The sequence below is a fragment of the Ruegeria sp. BF7 genome (assembly GCF_056538605.1).
The window spans coordinates 46,112-65,026 of the sequence record NZ_JBQFTM010000017.1; the positions used below are offsets into that span (position 1 = coordinate 46,112).

14 protein-coding genes are annotated in these 18,915 nt (G+C 56.5%); 7 read left to right on the forward strand and 7 right to left on the reverse strand.

The window, feature by feature from the left end; genetic code table 11:
- Window positions 1-110 precede the first annotated feature (110 nt).
- Genes ACR0IK_RS21315 through ACR0IK_RS21330 form a run of 4 tightly spaced genes read right to left on the reverse strand, consistent with a single transcriptional unit; the run spans window position 111 to window position 5,662 of the window.
- Window positions 111-959 carry an ABC transporter six-transmembrane domain-containing protein gene (locus tag ACR0IK_RS21315; RefSeq protein ID WP_480643164.1) on the reverse strand — a complete coding sequence of 283 codons (849 nt, stop codon included), beginning with the start codon at window positions 957-959 and terminating at the stop codon, window positions 111-113.
- 6 nt (window positions 960-965) lie between these two features.
- The gene (locus ACR0IK_RS21320; protein WP_480643165.1) at window positions 966-1,385 is read right to left on the reverse strand and encodes a DUF2141 domain-containing protein; all 420 of its coding nucleotides are present in this window, start codon (window positions 1,383-1,385) and stop codon (window positions 966-968) included.
- Window positions 1,382-4,510, reverse strand: coding sequence for an efflux RND transporter permease subunit (locus ACR0IK_RS21325; protein WP_480643167.1), 3,129 nt, complete (start codon window positions 4,508-4,510; stop codon window positions 1,382-1,384). Before ACR0IK_RS21325 ends, ACR0IK_RS21320 begins: the two co-directional genes overlap by 4 nt.
- Window positions 4,511-4,513: 3 nt before the next feature.
- The gene (locus ACR0IK_RS21330) at window positions 4,514-5,662 is read right to left on the reverse strand and encodes an efflux RND transporter periplasmic adaptor subunit (RefSeq protein WP_480595782.1); all 1,149 of its coding nucleotides are present in this window, start codon (window positions 5,660-5,662) and stop codon (window positions 4,514-4,516) included.
- 102 nt (window positions 5,663-5,764) lie between these two features.
- Here ACR0IK_RS21330 and ACR0IK_RS21335 point away from each other — a divergent pair, with 102 nt between their 5' ends.
- The gene (locus ACR0IK_RS21335; RefSeq protein WP_480595784.1) at window positions 5,765-6,382 is read left to right on the forward strand and encodes a TetR/AcrR family transcriptional regulator; all 618 of its coding nucleotides are present in this window, start codon (window positions 5,765-5,767) and stop codon (window positions 6,380-6,382) included.
- Window positions 6,383-6,815: 433 nt separating this feature from the next.
- On the opposite strand, the gene ACR0IK_RS21340 is transcribed toward ACR0IK_RS21335, so the two are convergent.
- Together ACR0IK_RS21340 and ACR0IK_RS21345 are read right to left on the reverse strand one after the other, a co-directional pair.
- The gene (locus ACR0IK_RS21340; RefSeq protein ID WP_480595786.1) at window positions 6,816-8,075 is read right to left on the reverse strand and encodes an aminotransferase class V-fold PLP-dependent enzyme; all 1,260 of its coding nucleotides are present in this window, start codon (window positions 8,073-8,075) and stop codon (window positions 6,816-6,818) included.
- Window positions 8,072-8,200, reverse strand: coding sequence for a hypothetical protein (locus ACR0IK_RS21345; protein WP_480595788.1), 129 nt, complete (start codon window positions 8,198-8,200; stop codon window positions 8,072-8,074). Before ACR0IK_RS21345 ends, ACR0IK_RS21340 begins: the two co-directional genes overlap by 4 nt.
- A gap of 225 nt (window positions 8,201-8,425) precedes the next feature.
- On the opposite strand from ACR0IK_RS21345, the gene ACR0IK_RS21350 reads away from it, so the two are divergent.
- On the forward strand, window positions 8,426-10,960 hold the full coding sequence (locus ACR0IK_RS21350; RefSeq protein WP_480643169.1) for a vWA domain-containing protein: 2,535 nt from the start codon (window positions 8,426-8,428) through the stop codon (window positions 10,958-10,960).
- A gap of 15 nt (window positions 10,961-10,975) precedes the next feature.
- Here ACR0IK_RS21350 and ACR0IK_RS21355 read toward each other — a convergent pair whose 3' ends face one another.
- Entirely contained in the window at window positions 10,976-11,605 is a 630-nt protein-coding gene (locus tag ACR0IK_RS21355; RefSeq protein ID WP_480643171.1) for a response regulator transcription factor, read from the reverse strand.
- A 218-nt stretch (window positions 11,606-11,823) separates the two neighbouring features.
- On the opposite strand from ACR0IK_RS21355, the gene ACR0IK_RS21360 reads away from it, so the two are divergent.
- The 5 genes from ACR0IK_RS21360 to ACR0IK_RS21380 are packed head-to-tail and all read left to right on the forward strand — an operon-like array spanning window position 11,824 to window position 18,778.
- Window positions 11,824-13,065: a pyridoxal-phosphate-dependent aminotransferase family protein gene (locus ACR0IK_RS21360; RefSeq protein WP_480595794.1), complete on the forward strand. Its 1,242-nt coding sequence runs from the start codon at window positions 11,824-11,826 to the stop codon at window positions 13,063-13,065.
- 28 nt (window positions 13,066-13,093) lie between these two features.
- Window positions 13,094-14,290, forward strand: a complete 1,197-nt coding sequence (locus tag ACR0IK_RS21365) for a malate--CoA ligase subunit beta (protein ID WP_480643172.1) — start codon at window positions 13,094-13,096, stop codon at window positions 14,288-14,290.
- Entirely contained in the window at window positions 14,290-15,177 is an 888-nt protein-coding gene (gene sucD / locus ACR0IK_RS21370) for a succinate--CoA ligase subunit alpha (RefSeq protein WP_480643173.1), read from the forward strand. The genes ACR0IK_RS21365 and sucD overlap by 1 nt, the downstream gene beginning before the upstream one ends.
- The gene (locus ACR0IK_RS21375) at window positions 15,177-16,148 is read left to right on the forward strand and encodes a 2-hydroxyacid dehydrogenase (protein WP_480643175.1); all 972 of its coding nucleotides are present in this window, start codon (window positions 15,177-15,179) and stop codon (window positions 16,146-16,148) included. Before sucD ends, ACR0IK_RS21375 begins: the two co-directional genes overlap by 1 nt.
- Window positions 16,148-18,778, forward strand: coding sequence for a phosphoenolpyruvate carboxylase (locus ACR0IK_RS21380; RefSeq protein ID WP_480595802.1), 2,631 nt, complete (start codon window positions 16,148-16,150; stop codon window positions 18,776-18,778). The genes ACR0IK_RS21375 and ACR0IK_RS21380 overlap by 1 nt, the downstream gene beginning before the upstream one ends.
- The last annotated feature ends 137 nt before the right edge of the window (window positions 18,779-18,915 follow it).

Sequence of the window (18,915 nt, forward strand, 5' to 3'; positions counted from 1 at the left end):
CGCGAAATGAGGAATTTGACCAGCGTTTTTTATTGATAGTCACTAGAAGGCGCTTGGAAATAACTTCACAGATTTCATTTGTGGGGTGCACTAGAGAACTAGATCGTAGTTCAATTAGACTCCAATCTGGTCGTGATTTCGGAAAGTCGCGACCACGATTGGAGTGCTATCGGAAGCGCAAGCGCCGCTTCCGCGAATTCCCAAGTGTAGCTGACAATCGAAAAGATCTTACCCGGTGAGGACTCCAGATACTGGGTTGCGAACCAAAGGTTGAACAGGACCAGAGCAATCAACTGGATGAAGATCGTTCCATACAAAACGGCCTCCGTATCCGAAAGCTTTACTTCGAACTTGCGTAGTCGTTTGAGGTGAACCAGCATCGGACGGTGACTGCGTTCTTCCAAGATGCTGACTTGCCGTTCCATTTGATGGTTAAGGGCCCGGTTCCACTCCCAGAACGTAGTATGGAATATTGCGTATACGCTTATCATGCCAACGAGCACGCCACATGCGGACAAGGCCAGTACCGGCGAAAAATAGAAGAGCAGGACTGCAGAAACAGCAAATTGAACGGTGCCTGCGATCGCAGAGGGCAGGACATCCTCGAGAAAATCCGCCAGCTCGCGTCCCATTCCAATTCGGGCATTGAGCGACGAAACAGGAAGGGTCGAAAACCGGGAGGCCAGCGCCTTGCCTAATTCAACGCGGATTGTTCCATAAACCCGCGTGTCATAGATACGACGGATTACACCGATCATAGTTAGAAAAACTAGTAACACCCCAAGATGTACTAAGGGTTCAGTTCTGCCTTCCAGCAGCCCATCGATTGCGAAACCAATGTATAGCGGGATCAAAACAGTAAACACGGTCTCGGAAAGAATCAGACACCATGTAACCGCGACACGCCAACGAAAAACGCTGAGTAACGTGCCAATCGTCAGTTTTTGGTCTTTCAGCATCTGATGCTATTGGTCGTAGTGAATACGAACGCGAACGTCGCCCGGCCAGACAGATGCGGCTTTGAAATCAGGTTCGTCTTCGGGGTTCGGCGCCCCGGTCGATCCGACACCTTCGAGAAACTGCGTTTCAGTCATGTTCAGGTCTTCGTCCCTGTTCTCGTCATGAAACAACAAAACAGCATAAGGACCCGCATTCAGATCAGCAAAACTGTGGCTTACGCTGCCTTTGCGCGAAGGAATCTGTGCATAGTCAACAGCGCCCCAGACATCCAACGTCTCAAACGTACGAGCCTTGTCAAACACTAGAATTACGATGTTCCCATTGGCGTTTCGGATGCCTTCAACAGTTACATTCAGGCTCTCGGCCGCGGCCGGCAGCGCCATTGCAATAGTTGCAACCAAAGTGTGAATGATTTTTCCACTCATGAGTTCGTCCTTTCCAGTTTCGGATGCCGTGGAATGGGCTTGAAGACTGCCAAGGCGTCTTCAGAAATTGCGATCAACACCGGCACCAGCAGCAGCATCAAAGCTGTGCCAAAGAGTTCGCCGAAAGCCAGCGAGATCGCAGCGGGGATCAGATACTGCGCCTGTTCCGAGGTTTCAGTGAGCAGCGGCAGCAGGCCTATTACGGTTGTCGCGGTTGTCAGAAAGATGGCCTTGAAACGGCCCACTCCCGCAGTTTGCAAAGCCGAATCTACAGGTTGGCCCTCATCCCTTGCCTGATTGTAGCGAGTGATCATGACGAGGCTGTCATTCACGATCACACCGGTCAGGGCCAACATCCCAAAGAATGAAAACAGCGACAACGAAACACCCATAATCAGATGTCCAATGGCGGCAGCAATAAAACCAAACGGGACGATGGCCAGAATGACAAAGGGTTGCCAGTAGCTTTTGAGCGGCACAGCCATCAACACATAGATCAGAACCGCTGCAAGCAGCAGCGCGCGCCTCAACCCGTCGCTGATGTCCGACATTTCCTCCAGTTCTCCTGCCGGCAGGACCGCTACGCTAGGGTATTTTGCGCGGAGTTCCGGAACCAGCTGATAAAAGACCGCCTGCCGGATTTCCTCCGGCGCGACGAGATCGCGGTCGATGGAGGCGGCGACAAGGTTCATGCGCTTGCCATCGCGGCGGTTGATGATGCCCGATGTGTAAGTGCCTTCGATTTCAGCGACTGTCTCCAACGGCACCCAGGCACCTGACGTGCTGCGCAATCGAGTTTGCATCAAGTCCGTCAATGTATCGCGGTTTTCCTGCGCGTTCTGCACAACGACCCGAACTTCAGACCCATCGCGCCTGACCTTAGTTACCTCTGCCCCACCGAATCCAAATCCAATCTGACGGGCGAGGCTTTCGGCGTTGAAGCCAAGATGCCGAGCATCAGAACGCAAGCGCAGCCTGAGTTCCGGTTGCCCTCCAACAAGACCGTCGCGGACGTTTGCAACGCCTTCGATGTTTGACAGAAAGTCTTTCATCTCGTCGCTCGCTTGCCGCAAAAGGTCTTCGTCTTTCGAGGCCAACCGGATGCTGAACCCTCCGGCAAGGCTCTCCGAACCGGTAAATTCTAGTTCGGTCGCGCCTTCTACCGCGCCCACACGGTCGCGCCATTCTCGCACCACGCTCAGGATCGGAACATTCGGGCGATCGATAACTGGGATCATCTCGGCATATATCTGCGCACTGCCTGCACTGTTGATTATGGTGAATACCGTTTGAACAGGTGGCGTTGTCATATCTGCGCTGTCGGCAAGTTCGGTATTTAGATCGTTCAGGATTCTTTCCATTCGATCCACATTGGCGCGGGTCAACGCGAATGGTGCGCGGGCATCCATCTCGAGGTTTACGGTAATGATCTGACCGGGGACTTCAGGGAAAAACACAGTTCTGATCTTGCCCTTGTACATCAAGCCAAGACCCAGCATTGCGGCGGAAATGAACAGGATCAGCACGGCGTAGCGATGGCGCAATGCGACCAAAAGCACGGGTTGATAAAGGTGATCTCGAACCCAGTTCAAACCGCCTTGCGCGCCGTCCTGCACGCGGCCCCAAAGGCGAGTTATCAGGTAGCGCCGTTTCTGCCCCATCGGAATGTAAGCCAAATGCGCAGGCAGAATAAACTTGCTTTCAATGAGCGAAAAAACGAGGGCCAGAATCACGATGCCCGAAAAGCCAGCCAGCACTTTGCCCAGTGGATTGTCGATCAACAGCATCGGGAAAAAAGCAGCGATTGTGGTCAAAACACCGAATACGGTGGCAACCGCTACGCGGTGCACACCGCGCTCAGTATCCGTGATCGGATCTTTCCCTTTGCGACGCTCTTCGAACACGCTCTCGCCCACTACGACAGCGTCGTCAACGAGGATACCCAAAGCAATGATCAGACCAAATGTGGTGACATCGTTCAGCGAATAATCCACCCATTTTGATCCTGAGACTGCGATCGCTCCCATGACCGAGATCGGAATGCCCATCGCCACCCAGAAAGCAAGGCGCACGTTCAGGAACACTGACAGCATTAGGGTCACAAGGATCAAGCCCTGCACACCGTTTGATCGCAACAAGGCAAGCCTGTCCGAGATATAACCTGCGCTGTCGCCCCAGACTTCTATGTGGACTTGCGAAGGTAGCTGACGGCTGAACTCATCCACGGTGCTACGCACAACTTCACTGATCTTCAGAAGGTTTTCTTTCTGCCCAACCAAAACCTCCATTCCGACGGTCGGCATGCCGTTCAGGCGAAACAGATACTCGCCGTCTTCAAAAGCGTCCTCGATATTTGAGATATCGCGTAGCGGCACAAAAGAGCCATCGTCGCGTTGAATTGTGGGAAGATCACCATATTCCGGCGCGTACCTTGCCCTGTCATCAGCCCGCAGGAATATTGTCCCGCCTTCAGTTCGCAAACGACCGGCCTGGAAGGTCAGTGAGTTTTCCCTAATGGCGCGTGTCACATCTGAAACCGTCAGTCCGTAGTGGCGCAGTTCCGCCGGATCGATTTCGATGCGTAACTCTCGCGGGATCAGTCCCCAGATCTGCAACCGCGACAATTCCGGTTGCGCCAGCAACTCTTCCTTCAGACGTTGCGCCAGGCTCTGCAGCGTGGCTGCGTCGGTTTCACCGTACAGGTTGAGGTAGAGCGCTGGGAAATCAAATTCCGAAGCTTCGATTACGGGTCGGCGCGCAGTGTCGGGGAGATCAGTCAGCCCATCAATACGAATACGCACCCGATCAAGAATGTCTTGCAGATCCTCACCACCGGCTCGGCGCACTGATACGAAGCTGAGGTCGTTTTCGGATTGCGAAGTGACACTGCGCACTCCGTCCAATCCTTCAAGGGCTTGTTCTACTTTCTGCGTGACAAGCTCATCCACTTGTTCGGCCGTAGCGTCCGGGAATTCAATCGAGATTGTAACGCTTTCGGGCGGAATACGAGGGAACCCTTCGATGCGTATGCCCAGCAGGGTCTGAACACCGAGGAACAGAATTAGCGCCATCATTAGATTGGCGGCGACGGGGTTGCGAATGAACCAAGAGGTTAGGGCATACATTTGTCAGCCCTCATCCGGCAGCGGTGTTACCCGCTGACCCGGCAAGAACGAAGCCAACGGTGTCTTGGCAATCCGCCAAAGTCCCGGTTCTTCCGGAGCGGAGATTGTGACGAGGCCTTCGTCGCGGAACATAATATTGGGGCTAATCCGTTGTAGGTGATCATCCTCACCCACCAGCCAGATGTGCCCTGTTCTGGTCACGGTGCTTTCAGGTAAGGTTAGCGCATTCTCAATCGTGCGCCCCGGCAGTCGAACCTTCAGAAAGTCACCAGCAAGGATCCGTTCATCAGGTGCGGTGACATCTAAAAACACGCGTACTTGTCGCGTGTTTTTGTCTAAGAACCCGCCGCCGTGGCGTACCAAAGCTTGGCCTAAGTGCCCCCCGGAACGATCAAACAAATCAGCCGTTGTGCCAGAGATCGGATGATCCAGAAGAACCCAGTCAGACTGGCTATACTCAGCAACCAACTCGAAATGCTGGTTGTCGGAAAGGTGAAGGAGTGCCTCACCTGGAGAGACCGTCTGTCCAAGGCTGGCCAAGCGAAGGGTGACAAAACCTGAAAACGGAGCAATGACATTAGTTTCTGCCAATTCAGTTTGTGCAGCATTCAATCGAGCCTTGGCTGTCGCAACAGATCTTTTTGCAATACGTAGCTGAGGCAAGTTGAGCGCCAAGTCGTTGGGAGGACTCGCGCCATCTCGTTCAAACTGGCGCCGCGCAACAGTGACATTATTCTGCGCGCGAAGCAGGGCTAGTTCTGCTTCTTCAAGTTCCATTTTGGAGGCTGCAACAGCGCTCTGATAGGGTGCGTCTTCGATTGAAAACAACAGTTCCCCGCGCTTGACCTCTGAACCAGCCAACGCTGCGTCGTGAACTTTGACAATGCGTCCGGACACGGCTGACCGCAACTCGGCATCCCATCTTGGGCGAACTTCAGCAAAGGCTGAAATTTGGGCCTCTACTTCTTGTTGTTTCGCCGTGATGACAGAGACCACTGGTGGAGGCGGAGGAGACTTGGACACGTGAACGTCGATTGTGTCCTCAGTGCCGAAAAGCAGGACAACAACCGCAACAAGAAGCGCCAGCGAAACTCCAATCCAAAGCCAACGGTAAGCTGGTTTTCTTCGATTTTCGTTTGAATAGTTATTCATGACTCCGAGACTTCCTGAACAATCGAATCCGCATCAACTTGCGATACTTACCTGAATGCCATATAATATGAACGTACGTTCGTTCAATACAGAAAATTGAAGATGACAGAAACTGATAAACATCCGCGCACTTCACGTGAAAGGGCTACGGCCCAACGACGCAATCAAATACTGGAAGCCGCAGTAATGTGCTTTCTCGAACACGGATATCATCAGACTGGTGTGCGAGATATCGCGGAACGCGCAGGGGTGAGCCTCGGAAACTTGTACAATCACTTTCGCAGCAAACACGATGTGCTTGTAGAAATCGCAATGTTGGAACGAAGTGATTTGGAACAATTCCTCGACGTTCTGGCCTTAGGATTACCTGCACCGAAGGTATTGAAGAAATTTGTCAGGGCTTACGCAAAATATCTGGCCGCACCTGAGAATGTCATACTGACGCTCGAAATTGCGATTGAAGCCATTCGCCAGCCAGACATTGCAAAATTGTTTTTGGAAAACCGGGCAACGCTGACCAAGGCGCTCGAGGCAGTTATTCGCCGTGGGATTGGCGAAGCTGACTTGCGAGCCGTTTCAGATCCTCTTCAGGCTTCGCAGTTGGTGATCGAGCTCTTGGAAGGTAGTGCTTACCGAAGCGCTCTGTCGGGGGCGCCCATGTCTGAGATAATAGGAGGCGTGGAAGAATTTATTCAAAATGCATTGCTGGCGCGCAGATGATGCATCTTTGCATTTCAATGAATTTGGTTGTTCCGGCCTGCGCACACGAGAAGCATTGAGCACGGAGAAACACGACCGCCTAGTGAGGCATTTGTTTAATATGGCTCACCAGATTTTCTCATGCTGAGTATATCAGAAAAAGTGAATCCCGGTTCCGAAGTTTGGATCGGTGATGAAGAATTAGCGTTTCTTTCTGTTTCTTTTTCTTTCTTGGACATCATTTTAGCGACTTATCTTCCCATCGCAAAAGCACATAAGATCAAGTCGCAAAATAGGAGTCTCATCTTTAATGGTTTTGTACAAATAACCCAACAAAACTTCCAATACGGGTAATCATGATTATGTTAAATACAAGCCGTAACTAAACCACAGGTTTGGAGTTTTGTTTGCCAACATGGCTCTCACATCCAGCAATGCCTTTCGCACAGCTTTTTCAACCGTCTTGGCCGATCATCTTGATCGCAGCCAGAAGACGGGAAATCTCCTGTTCGGTGTTGTAGTGGCAGAACGAGATACGGATACAATCTGCCAGGCCGAGTGGCGCAAGAACGTTACCAGAGTAATGGTCGGCCTTACGCGTGTGGGTGCGAATACCTTGTTGGTTCAGAGATTCAACCACGTCTTCGGAAGGCGTACCCTCAACCACGATAGACACAAGCCCCTCGCGCGCGGGATTGTCGGCCCCACCCAGAATGGTAACGTGGTCCATGTCGCGTAGGCCCGGCAGGTTGCCGGTGCCGTTGATGGCAGTGTTGGTTAGATAGGTCTCATAGGCGTGGATGGCACGGCTTGCGGCCTCGACCCGTTTACGGGTGTCGGTCTCGTCCGAGACCTCACCCCCCAACCAGTCAAAATAGGATACCACGTCCGAAACAGTTGCATAGGACCCGGTGTCGCGGGTGCCAAACTCCCATCCGGTAGCGGGGGCATCGATCAGCATGTCATGTGGCGCAGAGCTGAGCCGGTCCGAGATCCACGCGATACCATAACCGTGGCGCGAAAACACCTTATAGGGTGAGATCACGTAGCCGTCGACGTCATAAGCGTCCAAATCCACCTGCCCGTGCGCCGCGTGCTGGATGCCGTCGACGATGATCATGCAATCCGGCGCCACCGCCCGGATTGCGTGCGAAATTGCGGCAACATCCATACCCATCCCGGTCACAGGCGAGGCGTGCAGGATCGTTGCCACCGCCACATCCGGGGCCAGCAGTGCAGTGTAGTCCTCGGCCGTGACCAGGCCGGTTTCGGTGTCATGGGGTACGTTCACATAGTCCAATCCGGCAATCCCAGCCCAGCGGCGCGCGGCGCTGCGGGTGGCAGGGTGCTCGATAGACGACCCGATCACCTTGGTCCCTTTTGGTGCGGCCAGACAGGCGGTGCGGATCAGGCGAAACAGCAATTCAGTGCCGCTTTCACCTGCAAAGAACTGACCGGTTGAGGCATTCATAAACACTGCCAGATCGCCTTTGGCCTTGTTGATCACTTGCTGGGTGCCCTGCCCCGCCGGATTGATGCGGCCCGGGTTGTCTGGGATCGCAGCGTAGAATGCCGAGGTCTCGGCCACTGATTTCAGCGTCAGCGCGCCGCCGGCGTTTTCGAAGAAGATGCGCTCGCCCTGAAACGGGCAGCTTTCAACATGGGCAAACCGGTCGCGGATGGCGTCGATCAGGGCGGGATTGTTCTGGATCATGGGTCGGTCCTGTGAGGTTGCATGGCTCGCGGCGCAGGGTCTTCGACGATCATCGTCACTGGCAGGCGGGTTGCAATCTTGTGCATTGCCGACATCGGATAGTCTGCCACCGTCATCTCGCTCATTGGTCGCCCGTCGGCAAAAGGGTGCCGCTAGGGCAACCAATGCACCATTGGCGTTCTTGTTTTGATATAGTCAGTGGAAGAATTGAGGGTGAACCGAAGCAGTCGGCACTTCTTTAGCCGCAACTGCGCGTTTCATGAGTCTTTAGATCAAGTGGCAGAGGTTTCGCGCAATGAGCTTAGAAGAACGGCCCTGCGCGGGTGGCTCATACGCCTCAGGAGTGTTCTATGTTTAAAGATTTCTGTCAGGCAACCGTATTAACAACCGTGTTGCTGACCGGTTCCGTAGCAGAGGCGGACGAAAATGTGATGGTCGTGTTTGATGGCTCGAATTCCATGTGGGGCCAGATCGACGGCACGGCGAAAATCGAAATTGCGCGGGACGTCATGGAAAACCTGTTGGGGGAATGGGTCGAAAACCGCAATGTCGGGCTGATGGCTTATGGTCACCGCCGCCGGGGTGATTGCGGCGATATCGAGGTTCTTGTCGAGCCCGGCCAGCAGGCGCGCAGTGTTATTCTGGACCAGATCAATGCAATTTCACCGATTGGCAAAACCCCTCTGACCGACGCGGTCGAGATCGCAGCTAAGGCGCTGTCCTACACCGATAAGCCGGCAACCGTGGTGTTGATTTCCGACGGATTGGAAAGCTGTGAGCGCGATCCTTGCGCGCTGGCGCAGGCGCTGGAACAAGGGGGCGTAGGGTTCACTGCGCATGTCGTGGGGTTTGGTCTGGGCGCGGATGAGGACGCAAGCTCGTTGGCCTGTATCGCAGAAAACACCGGCGGTCAGTATATCACCGCCAAAAACTCCCAAGAGCTGGGCGCCGCTCTTAGCGCCGTTGGGACCGTCGTGGCACAGGCAGACCCCGAGCCCGAACCCGAGCCTGCGCTGCAGGATGTCGTTGTAAAAACATCAGAGACCGCTGTGGGCGGGTCGGATCTGCAGGTCAGTTGGACGCCGACGGTTGAAGAGAGCGATTATATCAACGTTGTCCCCGTTGGCTCCGACCCCGGTGTTTTTGGCAGCTACGTGCGAATTGGTGACGCCAAAGAAGTTAAAATCACTGTCCCCGGGGGTGAGGGTTTGTACGAGGTCCGGTATTTGCACAACCAAACCAAAGAGGTATTAGGACAGGCCACGCTTGAGGTGACCAAGCCCGAGGTTGAGTTGACTGCGGCTGGGACGGTGCTGACAGGTGCGAAATTCAAGGTTGCGTGGTCACCGGCAATCAACCGGCGGGACTATGTGGCGATAGTGCCAGTGGGGTCCGACCCCGGTACGTTCGGCAATTATCAGTCGGTCGGCGGCGCGACCGAAAAGTCCCTGAATGCCCCGGCCGATCCGGGCCTCTACGAGCTGCGCTATATCCTGAACGTCGACAAGCGCACGGTGGCGTCGCAGCAGATCGAAGTAACCGATCCCAAAGTTGTTTTGCAGATCCCCGAGACCGCTTTGACCGGGTCCGTGTTCGAGGTTGCCTGGGATGGCACGGTCAGCGCGCAGGACTATATCAACATCGTTCCGCACGGGACGGACGAAGGCAAGTTCGGCAATTACATCACCGTTGGGGATGCCTCGAAAGGCAAGTTGAAGGCGCCAGCGGAACCCGGCATTTACGAAGTGCGTTACGTTTTGCGCGAAAGCAGCAAAACGCTTGCACGCAAAGCGATGGAAATTACCGCCCCAGAGGTCTCGGTTTCGGGTCCTGGTCAGGTTGTGACTGGATCAAAGTTCGAGGTGTCCTGGACCGGTCGGGTCAACGCTCAGGATTATGCCGCCATCGTTCCCGCAGGGTCGGATGACGGGGTCTTCGGTAATTACGCCGTGGTGCGGGACGGCGATACCGCTGTGCTGACCGCTCCGGCAGAGCCTGGCCTGTATGAGCTGCGCTATATCTTGCGCGAGGGCTCGAAAACGCTTGCGACCGCTACGATCGAGGTCATTTCTCCGCAAGTTACAATCGACGCGCCGGAGACGGTTATCGCGGGATCGAAATTCAAAGTCGCCTGGACGGGCACCGCAAATACCCAAGACTATATCAACATCGTTCCGGCAGGCACTGAAGAGGGTAATTACGGCAACTACATCGTAATCCGTGACAACAACATCGGCGACATTCAGGCCCCGGCGGAACCGGGGTTGTATGAAATCCGCTATGTATTGCGTGAAGGCTCCAAAACCATCGCAACGGTCAAGGTTGAGGTGACCGAGCCCGCGGTGACCATCCAGACGGTGAACGAGGTGCGCGCGGGCGATAATTTGCGGGTATCCTGGACCGAGACGGTCAGCACGAATGACTACATCAATCTGGTGCCGATGGGCGCGCCGGATGGTGAGTATGGCGTGTATGCGCAGGTACGCGCGCAGTCCGAACTAGATCTGAAAGCACCGGCCGAAACCGGTCTGTACGAGGTTCGCTATCAACTGCGCGAAGGCAACCGGGTGCTGGCCCGGCAGGCGGTCGAGGTTTTGGCCGCGGACGCGGCGCTTGATACCGGCGCATCGCTTGAGGCGCCCGACATTGCCCCCGCGGGCAGCAGCATTTCGGTCGGTTGGCATTCTGACAGTCAAAGCGCCGACCAGCGCATAACGCTGGCGCGCAGCGAACAGGCTATTTTCACTTGGATCTCGGCTCAAAAGATCAACGGCGATCCCCCAATCGAGATCACCTTGCCGAAGGAGCCCGGTGTTTATGAAATTCGGCTGCTGGACCTTTCAAACAAGGCGGTGCTGTCCCGAAAGGTGATCAAGGCAGAATGACGTCAGGCACGTTGCCTAGCCACCGCTCAATTGCGACGAGTAATAATAAGCAATCGCCTGGGTCCGGTTCTTCACCGACAGTTTCTCGTAGATATTGGACAGGTGAAACTTGACCGTGTTGGTCGAGATTTGCAGTTCTTTCGACAGGTCCCGGTTCGACATGCCCTTTGCCAGCGCCTCGAGAATGGAGCGTTCTTTACGGGACAGACTTTGGATCGGGTCCTGCTGCATTTTGCGGACGTCAATGAACGGGAACACCATTTTTCCCGCTGCCACTTCAGCGCAAGTATCCAGCAGGCCCTCTACCTCGCCGGATCGCGCGGCAAAGCCTGCTGCACCGGCCTGCATCGCCAATCGCGGGGTTTCGCCAGTCGTTTCCCCATAGACGACAAACCGTGGGGCATGAGCCTGTTCGCGCAATACTTCGATCAGTTTCGCAGCCCCCAGAACCGGAAGGTTCCAGTCCAAAACGCCGACCTGAACAGGCACCCGCATCACAGTTCCCAAAAACCCTTCGGCTGTGGCCGAGGTCGCGACCAGCGAGAATCGCGGGTCCCGTTCAAAGATTTCGGACATGGCAGACAGGACCAATGGATTGCTGTCCGCCAGCATGACATCGATCGGAGCGTTAGCGGTAGCAGCCATCTGATTCACCCTGTTTTGCCGAAAACCACCCATTTGGGTAGGTAGTAAAACGGTATACTTTTGTATTTTTACCTAGATGGATAGGTTTTACCCCATACTTTTAGCCATCCTAAAGCAGTAGTAAGTTACGTTGCGTTACAGGGCAAGTCCGCGTTTTCTATTCGGCAACATAACACACCTGGCCGCAGTGCCCGAACAACCGCCGAGGATGTCTAACAATGACTTTTCAGATTTTCCCACCGCTTGAAATTCCCGAAACGCTTGCTGCGGGTCCGGGGCCAGGCAATACAGACGCCCGCGTCCTGCACGCTTTTGCCAACGCAGGCGTTGCGGATCACATGCAGGGCGATGTTCTGCGCGGTATGATCGAGTGCAAGCATATGCTGCGCAAGATCTGGGGCACAGAAAACGCCTATACTTTCGCCGTTGCCGGCACTGGTTGGAGCGCGCTGGACACCATGTTCTCGGCTGTCATGCCCGGTGACAAGGTAGTTGCCTTTACCAACGGCACTTTCTCGGGCATCGATGCACTGACCTTGCGGATCAAGGCGGCGACGCCCGAAGAGCACGCCGCCAACCCGCTTGACCCGCAGGCCGCCAGCGTCACCGTGATCGAGGTTCCGCATGGCCAGCCGGTAACAGGTGAAATGGTCGACGCCGCCCTAACCGAGCATCAGCCGAAATGGGCCTTCATGGCGCATTGGGAAACCGGCTCGGGCCGCATCAACGACCTGCGCGGGTTCTCGGATGCATGTGAACGACATGGCGCGATGGGTCTGATTGATGCGGTTTCGTCGCTGGGAGTCGATGACTTTTCGATTGATGGTTTCCCGGGAGTTGCTGGTTGGGCCTCCTGCCCGCAGAAAGGCTTATGCTGCCTGCCGCTAACCTATGCGCCGGTCAGCTTCACCGATGCCTATATCGAAACCCTGAAGGCAACCGGTGCCTACACATACGTCCACAACCCGATTTTCGAGGCCCGCCACTGGGGCGTTGTCGATGGGCAAGATGTGGAGAAAGGCACCTATCACCGCACCCACTCGGGTTACGCGGTTGCGGCCTTCCACGAATCCCTGCGCCTGACGCTGCAAGAGGGTCTGGCCAAACGCTCGCTGTCTTACCGGACCCACGAAAAGGTCTTGCGCGATGCAGTGCTCGAAATGGGGTGCGAGGTGACTTCGGATATGCCCAGCCTCGTCGTGCTGAACCTGCCGCCGGCACTGGCGGGCCGTGAGATGGAGCTGGTGCAGAATTGCCGCGCTCGCGGGTTCGGCATCTGGCCGACGCTCAGCGCACCGGTACAAGTTCGTATCGGCATCCTGAACCAACTGAACCGACAGGCCGTCAGCCGCATTGTACGCCTATTTGCCGAGGCCCTGCATGAGCTGGGCGGCGAGGTCGATCACGACGCAATCGAAGCTTTGCTGGAAAGCCGATACGGCACGTCGATCGCTGCTTGATCACACTGCATGAACGGGAGGATTGCAGATGGATATCCATGAATACCAAGCGAAAGAGCTTCTTTCGAATTTCGGTGTCGACGTGCCCTCGGGCGCGTTGGCCTATAGCCCCGAGCAAGCGGCCTATCGGGCGCGCGAGCTGGGCGGTGACAAGTGGATTGTCAAGGCACAGGTCCACGCAGGCGGGCGAGGCAAGGCCGGAGGGGTCAAGCTGTGCGATACCGAGCACGAAATCTATGAAGCCTGCGACGACTTGTTCGGCCGCAAGCTGGTCACGCATCAAACTGGCCCTGAAGGCAAGGGCATCTACCGCGTCTATGTGGAATCGGCGGTGCCGATTGATCGTGAAATCTATCTGGGTTTTGTTCTGGATCGCTCCAGCCAGCGGGTGATGATCGTGGCCTCGTCCGAGGGTGGGATGGAGATCGAAGAGATCTCGGCCGAGCGCCCCGACAGCATCGTGCGCTCTATCGTGGAGCCGGCGGTGGGTCTGCAGGAGTTCCAGGCCCGTGAGATCGCTTTCAATCTCGGCCTTGAACCCAAATTGGTTCAGCAAATGGTGCGCACCCTGCAGGGTTGCTATGCCGCCTTCAGTGAGCTGGACGCGACCATGGTCGAGATCAATCCGCTGGTCATCACCGGTGACGACCGCGTTCTGGCGCTGGATGCGAAGATGAGCTTTGACGACAACGCCTTGTTCCGGCATCCGCAGATCTCGGAACTGCGCGACAAAAGCCAGGAAGATCCGCGCGAAAGCCGCGCGGCGGACCGTGGCCTGTCCTATGTGGGTCTGGACGGCAATATCGGCTGCATCGTCAACGGCGCTGGTCTGGCGATGGCCACGATGGACACGATCAAACTGGCGGGGGGTGAGCCCGCCAACTTTCTCGATATCGGTGGTGGGGCATCACCGGAACGTGTCGCCAAAGCCTTCCGTCTGGTTCTGTCCGACAAGAATGTTCAGGCCGTATTGGTCAACATCTTTGCCGGAATAAACCGCTGCGACTGGGTTGCCGAGGGGGTGGTGCAGGCTCTGAAGGAACTCGACCTCGATATACCGGTGGTCGTGCGACTGGCCGGAACAAACGTCGAGGAAGGTCAAAAAATCCTTGCGAAATCCGGCCTGCCAATCATTCGCGCCACAACATTGATGGAAGCCGCAGAACGCGCTGTCGGCGCATGGAAAAACGACCTTACTCAAGGCACAAAGATGAGGGCTGTGTAATGAGCATTCTTCTCGATCGTGACTCGCGTGTCATCGTACAGGGCATCACAGGCCGCATGGCGCGATTCCACACCAAGGACATGCTGAGCTATGGCACGAATGTCGTAGGTGGTGTCGTGCCCGGCAAGGGCGGAGAAACCGTCGAAGGTGTTCCAGTCTTCGACACCGTCAAGCAGGCCGTCGAAGCGACAGGGGCAGATGCCAGCCTCGTGTTCGTACCGCCGCCGTTCGCTGCCGACTCGATCATGGAGGCCGCAGATGCTGGTATCCGCTATTGCGTCTGCATCACCGACGGTATTCCGGCGCAGGACATGATCCGGGTGAAACGGTACATGTACCGCTACCCCAAGGATAAGCGCATGGTTCTGACTGGGCCGAATTGCGCCGGCACGATTTCGCCCGGTAAAGCTCTGCTGGGGATCATGCCCGGTCACATCTACCTGCCGGGCAATGTTGGTATCATCGGTCGATCGGGTACGCTGGGCTACGAGGCCGCCGCACAGCTGAAAGAGCGTGGGATCGGCGTCTCGACCAGTGTGGGCATCGGCGGCGACCCCATCAACGGTTCGTCCTTCAAGGACATCCTGCAGCGGTTCGAGGAGGATGAGGACACCCATATCATAGCCATGATCGGTGAGATCGGCGGCCCGCAGGAAGCCGAAGCTGCCGAGTATATCCGGGACCACATCACCAAGCCCGTAGTGGCTTACGTTGCGGGTCTGACGGCACCAAAAGGCCGGACCATGGGCCATGCAGGGGCGATCATTTCAGCCTTTGGCGAAAGCGCCAGCGAGAAGGTCGAAATCCTGTCGGCCGCCGGCGTGACCGTGGCCGAAAACCCTGCCGTGATCGGTGAAACGATCGCCCGTGTAATGGAGGCTGCGTGATGGTCAAACCCTCGGTTCTTGTTACCCGTCGTTGGCCTGCCGCCGTCGAGGCGCAGCTGGCCGAGAACTATAACGCCGTACTTAATACCGGGGACAAGCCCATGTCCGCGGCCGAAATCCGGCAAGCGTTGAAATCCTATGACGCGGTGTTGCCCACCGTCACTGATACGCTCAGCGCCGAAGCTTTGGATGTGCCCGGTGCGCAGACAAAGATCCTCGCCAATTACGGTGTCGGCTACAGCCATATTTGCGAGCCGTCGGCGCGTGGGTTGGGCATGACCGTGACAAACACACCCGACGTACTGTCCGAATGCACCGCTGACATCGCCATGACGCTTTTGCTTATGGTGGCACGTCGCGCTGGTGAAGGTGAGCGCGAATTGCGCGCCGGCAACTGGACCGGCTGGCGTCCTACCCATCTTGTCGGCACCAAGGTCAGTGGTAAGACGCTGGGCATCATCGGCTACGGCCGCATCGGTCAGGAAATGGCGCGCCGCGCTCATCACGGGTTCGGCATGGATATCCTCGTCTATAACCGCAGCCCGATTGCTCCGGACGTGCTGGCCAAGTGCAATGCGACCCAGGTCGACACGGTTGATGACCTGTTGCCGCAATGCGATTTTGTCTCACTGCACTGTCCCGGCGGCGCCGCAAATCGCCACCTGATCAACGCCCGCAGACTAAACCTGATGAAACCCGATGCGTTCTTGATCAACACCGCACGCGGTGAGGTAATCGACGAATGGGCGCTGATTCAGGCACTGATGTTTGAGATGATCGGTGGCGCTGCGCTGGACGTGTTCGACGGCGAACCCCGCATCAGCCCGGACCTCCTGCAATGTGACAACCTCGTGATGCTGCCGCATCTGGGCAGTGCTACGCGTGAAGCGCGCGAGGCTATGGGGTTCCGTGTGCTGGATAACCTGAGCGACTTTTTCCAAGGCCTTGAGCCGCGCGACCGGGTGATCTGATGCAAGCGCTGGCCCGGCATACTCAGTCCACCACCGACCCTTCGAGCTATGCCGAAGGATTGCGCTCGGAACTGCGTGCGTTGTGGCGGAACATATTGCTGAAACGGGCGCCTCACGTGTCGACGTGGGCCGAGGCAACGCCGCTGCGTCCCATCCCCACCGGGCCCGAGGCAACGCCGTATTTGCAGGCCTTGTCTATCTGGTTCCAACTGTTGCGCATCATTGACGAAAACGCCGAAGTCCGGAACCGCCGCCTGACAGAGACCCAAAGTGGGGCCGAAGCGGTCGAGGGCGGATTTGCCGAGGTGTTGTCCGACCTTTCCCTGACAGGCAGCCAGACGGAAAAGCTGACCGCTGACCTATGTGCCGGTCCCACCCTGACCGCACATCCGACCGAAGCAAAACGGGTCACCGTTCTGGAAATTCACCGGCGTATCTACCGCAACCTCGTCAGTCTTGAGACGCAACGCTGGACCCCGACCGAACGCGCCGAGTTGCTGAATGGCCTGGAAGGCGAGATCGATCTCTTGTGGTTGACAGGCGAGCTGCGCCTGTCGCGCCCCAGCCTGCACGATGAGATCGAGTGGGGGCTACAGTTCTTTCGCGATGCAATCTTTGACGCCGTCCCTCAGGTGATGGATCGGTTCGATCAGGCTTGCTTGCATGTGCTGGGCCAGACGCTGAGTGAAACACCCGATATCCGCTTTCACAGCTGGATCGGCGGCGACCGGGACGGCAATCCGAATGTCACAACCGAGATGACCGCACTGGCCCTGAAACGCGGACGTGAAACGGTTCTGGGTCTTTATCGAAAGGCTCTTGATCAGGCCGCGAGCAGGTTGAGTATCAGTGCACTCATATTACCGCTGCCCCTGCCCCACAGGGCGCGTGTACAAGAAATAGTCGATCGGGCACCTGACGCTGACCGCAATCGGAACGAACCGTTCCGGCAAGCTCTCAGTGCCATCGGCCATCAGTTGACAGGTGGCGGCTATAATCACATCTCGCAATTCGAGAGCGATCTTGATGCGCTTGATGCCGCATTGTGCGCGGTCAACGCCGATATTCTGGCGCGACGGCATATACGACCTCTGCGCCGGGCTGCGTCGGTTTTCGGGTTCCGAACCACAACCCTGGATATCAGGCAGAATTCAACCGTCACAACCGACGTTCTGGCCGAAATCTGGTCGCAATCCGGGCGGGCTCCCGAATATGGTGCACACGAATGGTCTGCCCGTTTACGGGCCGAACTGGCGGATCAGAACCTGCCTTACCAAAACCGTGATGCGCTGAGCGATCAGGCGCAGGAATTGCTCGCCCTTCTGGCGCTGGTCCATAGCGTGCGATCAGGGCCGGACCCAAGGGCAATCGGGCCATTCATCTTGTCCATGACCCGTTCTGCCGATGACATTCTCGGTGTCTACCTGTTGGCCCGTTATGCCGGGTTCGGGTCCGAGACACTGGATATTTCGGTGGTCCCGCTGTTCGAAACGATTGCTGATCTGCGCAACGCCCCAGCGATCCTGCTAAATGTACTGGGCGTTCCTCTTGCTCGCCGCAGCCTCAAAACCGATAGCAACGTAATAGAGGTGATGCTGGGGTATTCGGACAGCGGTAAGGATGGCGGCTATTTCTGTTCAACATGGGAACTCGAGCGCGCCCAGAGACGGATCGTATCGGCGCTGGCATCGCAGGGCTTTCAAGCCGCGTTCTTTCACGGTCGTGGCGGCTCGGTCAGTCGAGGTGGCGCACCCACCGGGCGCGCCATCGCCGCGCAACCCAGCGGAACAATTTCCGGGCGGCTGCGCGTAACCGAACAGGGCGAGGTTGTTTCGACCAAATATGCCAACCGAGGTACGGCCGCAGCGCATCTCGAACTGCTGCTCTCAAGCACGTTGCGCCATACTGCAAACCCTGGGGAATCTCCTGCCAGGCCCGAATTTGGCGACGCGTTGGATGCTTTATCGGAACTGTCGCAGACGGCTTATGTTTCGCTTTTGCAGATGCCCGGCTTTCTGGATTATTTTCAGCAGGCTAGCCCGGTCGAGGAACTTGCTCGCCTGAAAATCGGATCCCGCCCGGCGCGTCGGTTCGGCGCAGCCAGTCTGGATGATCTGCGAGCAATTCCATGGGTCTTTGCATGGTCGCAGAACCGCCACCTGATCACAGGTTGGTACGGGTTTGGTGCCGCGATGACCAGCTTTCGAAAGTTCCGTGGTGCGCGCGGCGATGAAGTGCTGCAGGACATGTTTCGACACTCCCGCCTATTTCGCCTCGCCGTCGATGAGATGGAGAAATCGCTCTATCAGGCGGATATGGGTATCGCCGCGCAATACAGCGAATTGGTGCACGATGAGAAAACCCGCCAAAGCATCTCGCAGGCGATCAAAACGGAATACGATAGCGCCTGCACCGCAGTGCAGTTTCTGACCGGTGGCCAGACCATCGGTCACCGTTTCCCTCGTCTGTGCGAACGGTTCGAACGCAAGCGCTCTGAATTGGCCCGAATTCACGCGCTGCAAGTCAGACTGCTGCAACTAGCTCGAAACGAACCACAGTCAGGGTCAGTTCCCGTGCCCTTGCTGCAATCCATGAATGCCATTTCCGCTGGCCTTGGCTGGACCGGCTAACCCTTTTAGGAGGTTTCAAAGTGAACGCCCCGCACCGTACCGACGATTTTTTCACCCAGTCCCTTGCCGACCGTGACCCTGAGCTGTTTGGCTCGATCACATCCGAGCTTGGCCGTCAGCGCGACGAGATCGAGCTG

Bases quoted from the DNA above. Each gene is read 5' to 3' on its own strand.
- ACR0IK_RS21315 (WP_480643164.1), bottom strand. From the start codon at position 959: ATGCTGAAAGACCAAAAACTGACGATTGGCACGTTACTCAGCGTTTTT.
- ACR0IK_RS21320 (WP_480643165.1), bottom strand. From the start codon at position 1,385: ATGAGTGGAAAAATCATTCACACTTTGGTTGCAACTATTGCAATGGCG.
- ACR0IK_RS21325 (WP_480643167.1), bottom strand. From the start codon at position 4,510: ATGTATGCCCTAACCTCTTGGTTCATTCGCAACCCCGTCGCCGCCAAT.
- ACR0IK_RS21330 (WP_480595782.1), bottom strand. From the start codon at position 5,662: ATGAATAACTATTCAAACGAAAATCGAAGAAAACCAGCTTACCGTTGG.
- ACR0IK_RS21335 (WP_480595784.1), top strand. From the start codon at position 5,765: ATGACAGAAACTGATAAACATCCGCGCACTTCACGTGAAAGGGCTACG.
- ACR0IK_RS21340 (WP_480595786.1), bottom strand. From the start codon at position 8,075: ATGATCCAGAACAATCCCGCCCTGATCGACGCCATCCGCGACCGGTTT.
- ACR0IK_RS21345 (WP_480595788.1), bottom strand. From the start codon at position 8,200: ATGAGCGAGATGACGGTGGCAGACTATCCGATGTCGGCAATGCACAAG.
- ACR0IK_RS21350 (WP_480643169.1), top strand. From the start codon at position 8,426: ATGTTTAAAGATTTCTGTCAGGCAACCGTATTAACAACCGTGTTGCTG.
- ACR0IK_RS21355 (WP_480643171.1), bottom strand. From the start codon at position 11,605: ATGGCTGCTACCGCTAACGCTCCGATCGATGTCATGCTGGCGGACAGC.
- ACR0IK_RS21360 (WP_480595794.1), top strand. From the start codon at position 11,824: ATGACTTTTCAGATTTTCCCACCGCTTGAAATTCCCGAAACGCTTGCT.
- ACR0IK_RS21365 (WP_480643172.1), top strand. From the start codon at position 13,094: ATGGATATCCATGAATACCAAGCGAAAGAGCTTCTTTCGAATTTCGGT.
- sucD (WP_480643173.1), top strand. From the start codon at position 14,290: ATGAGCATTCTTCTCGATCGTGACTCGCGTGTCATCGTACAGGGCATC.
- ACR0IK_RS21375 (WP_480643175.1), top strand. From the start codon at position 15,177: ATGGTCAAACCCTCGGTTCTTGTTACCCGTCGTTGGCCTGCCGCCGTC.
- ACR0IK_RS21380 (WP_480595802.1), top strand. From the start codon at position 16,148: ATGCAAGCGCTGGCCCGGCATACTCAGTCCACCACCGACCCTTCGAGC.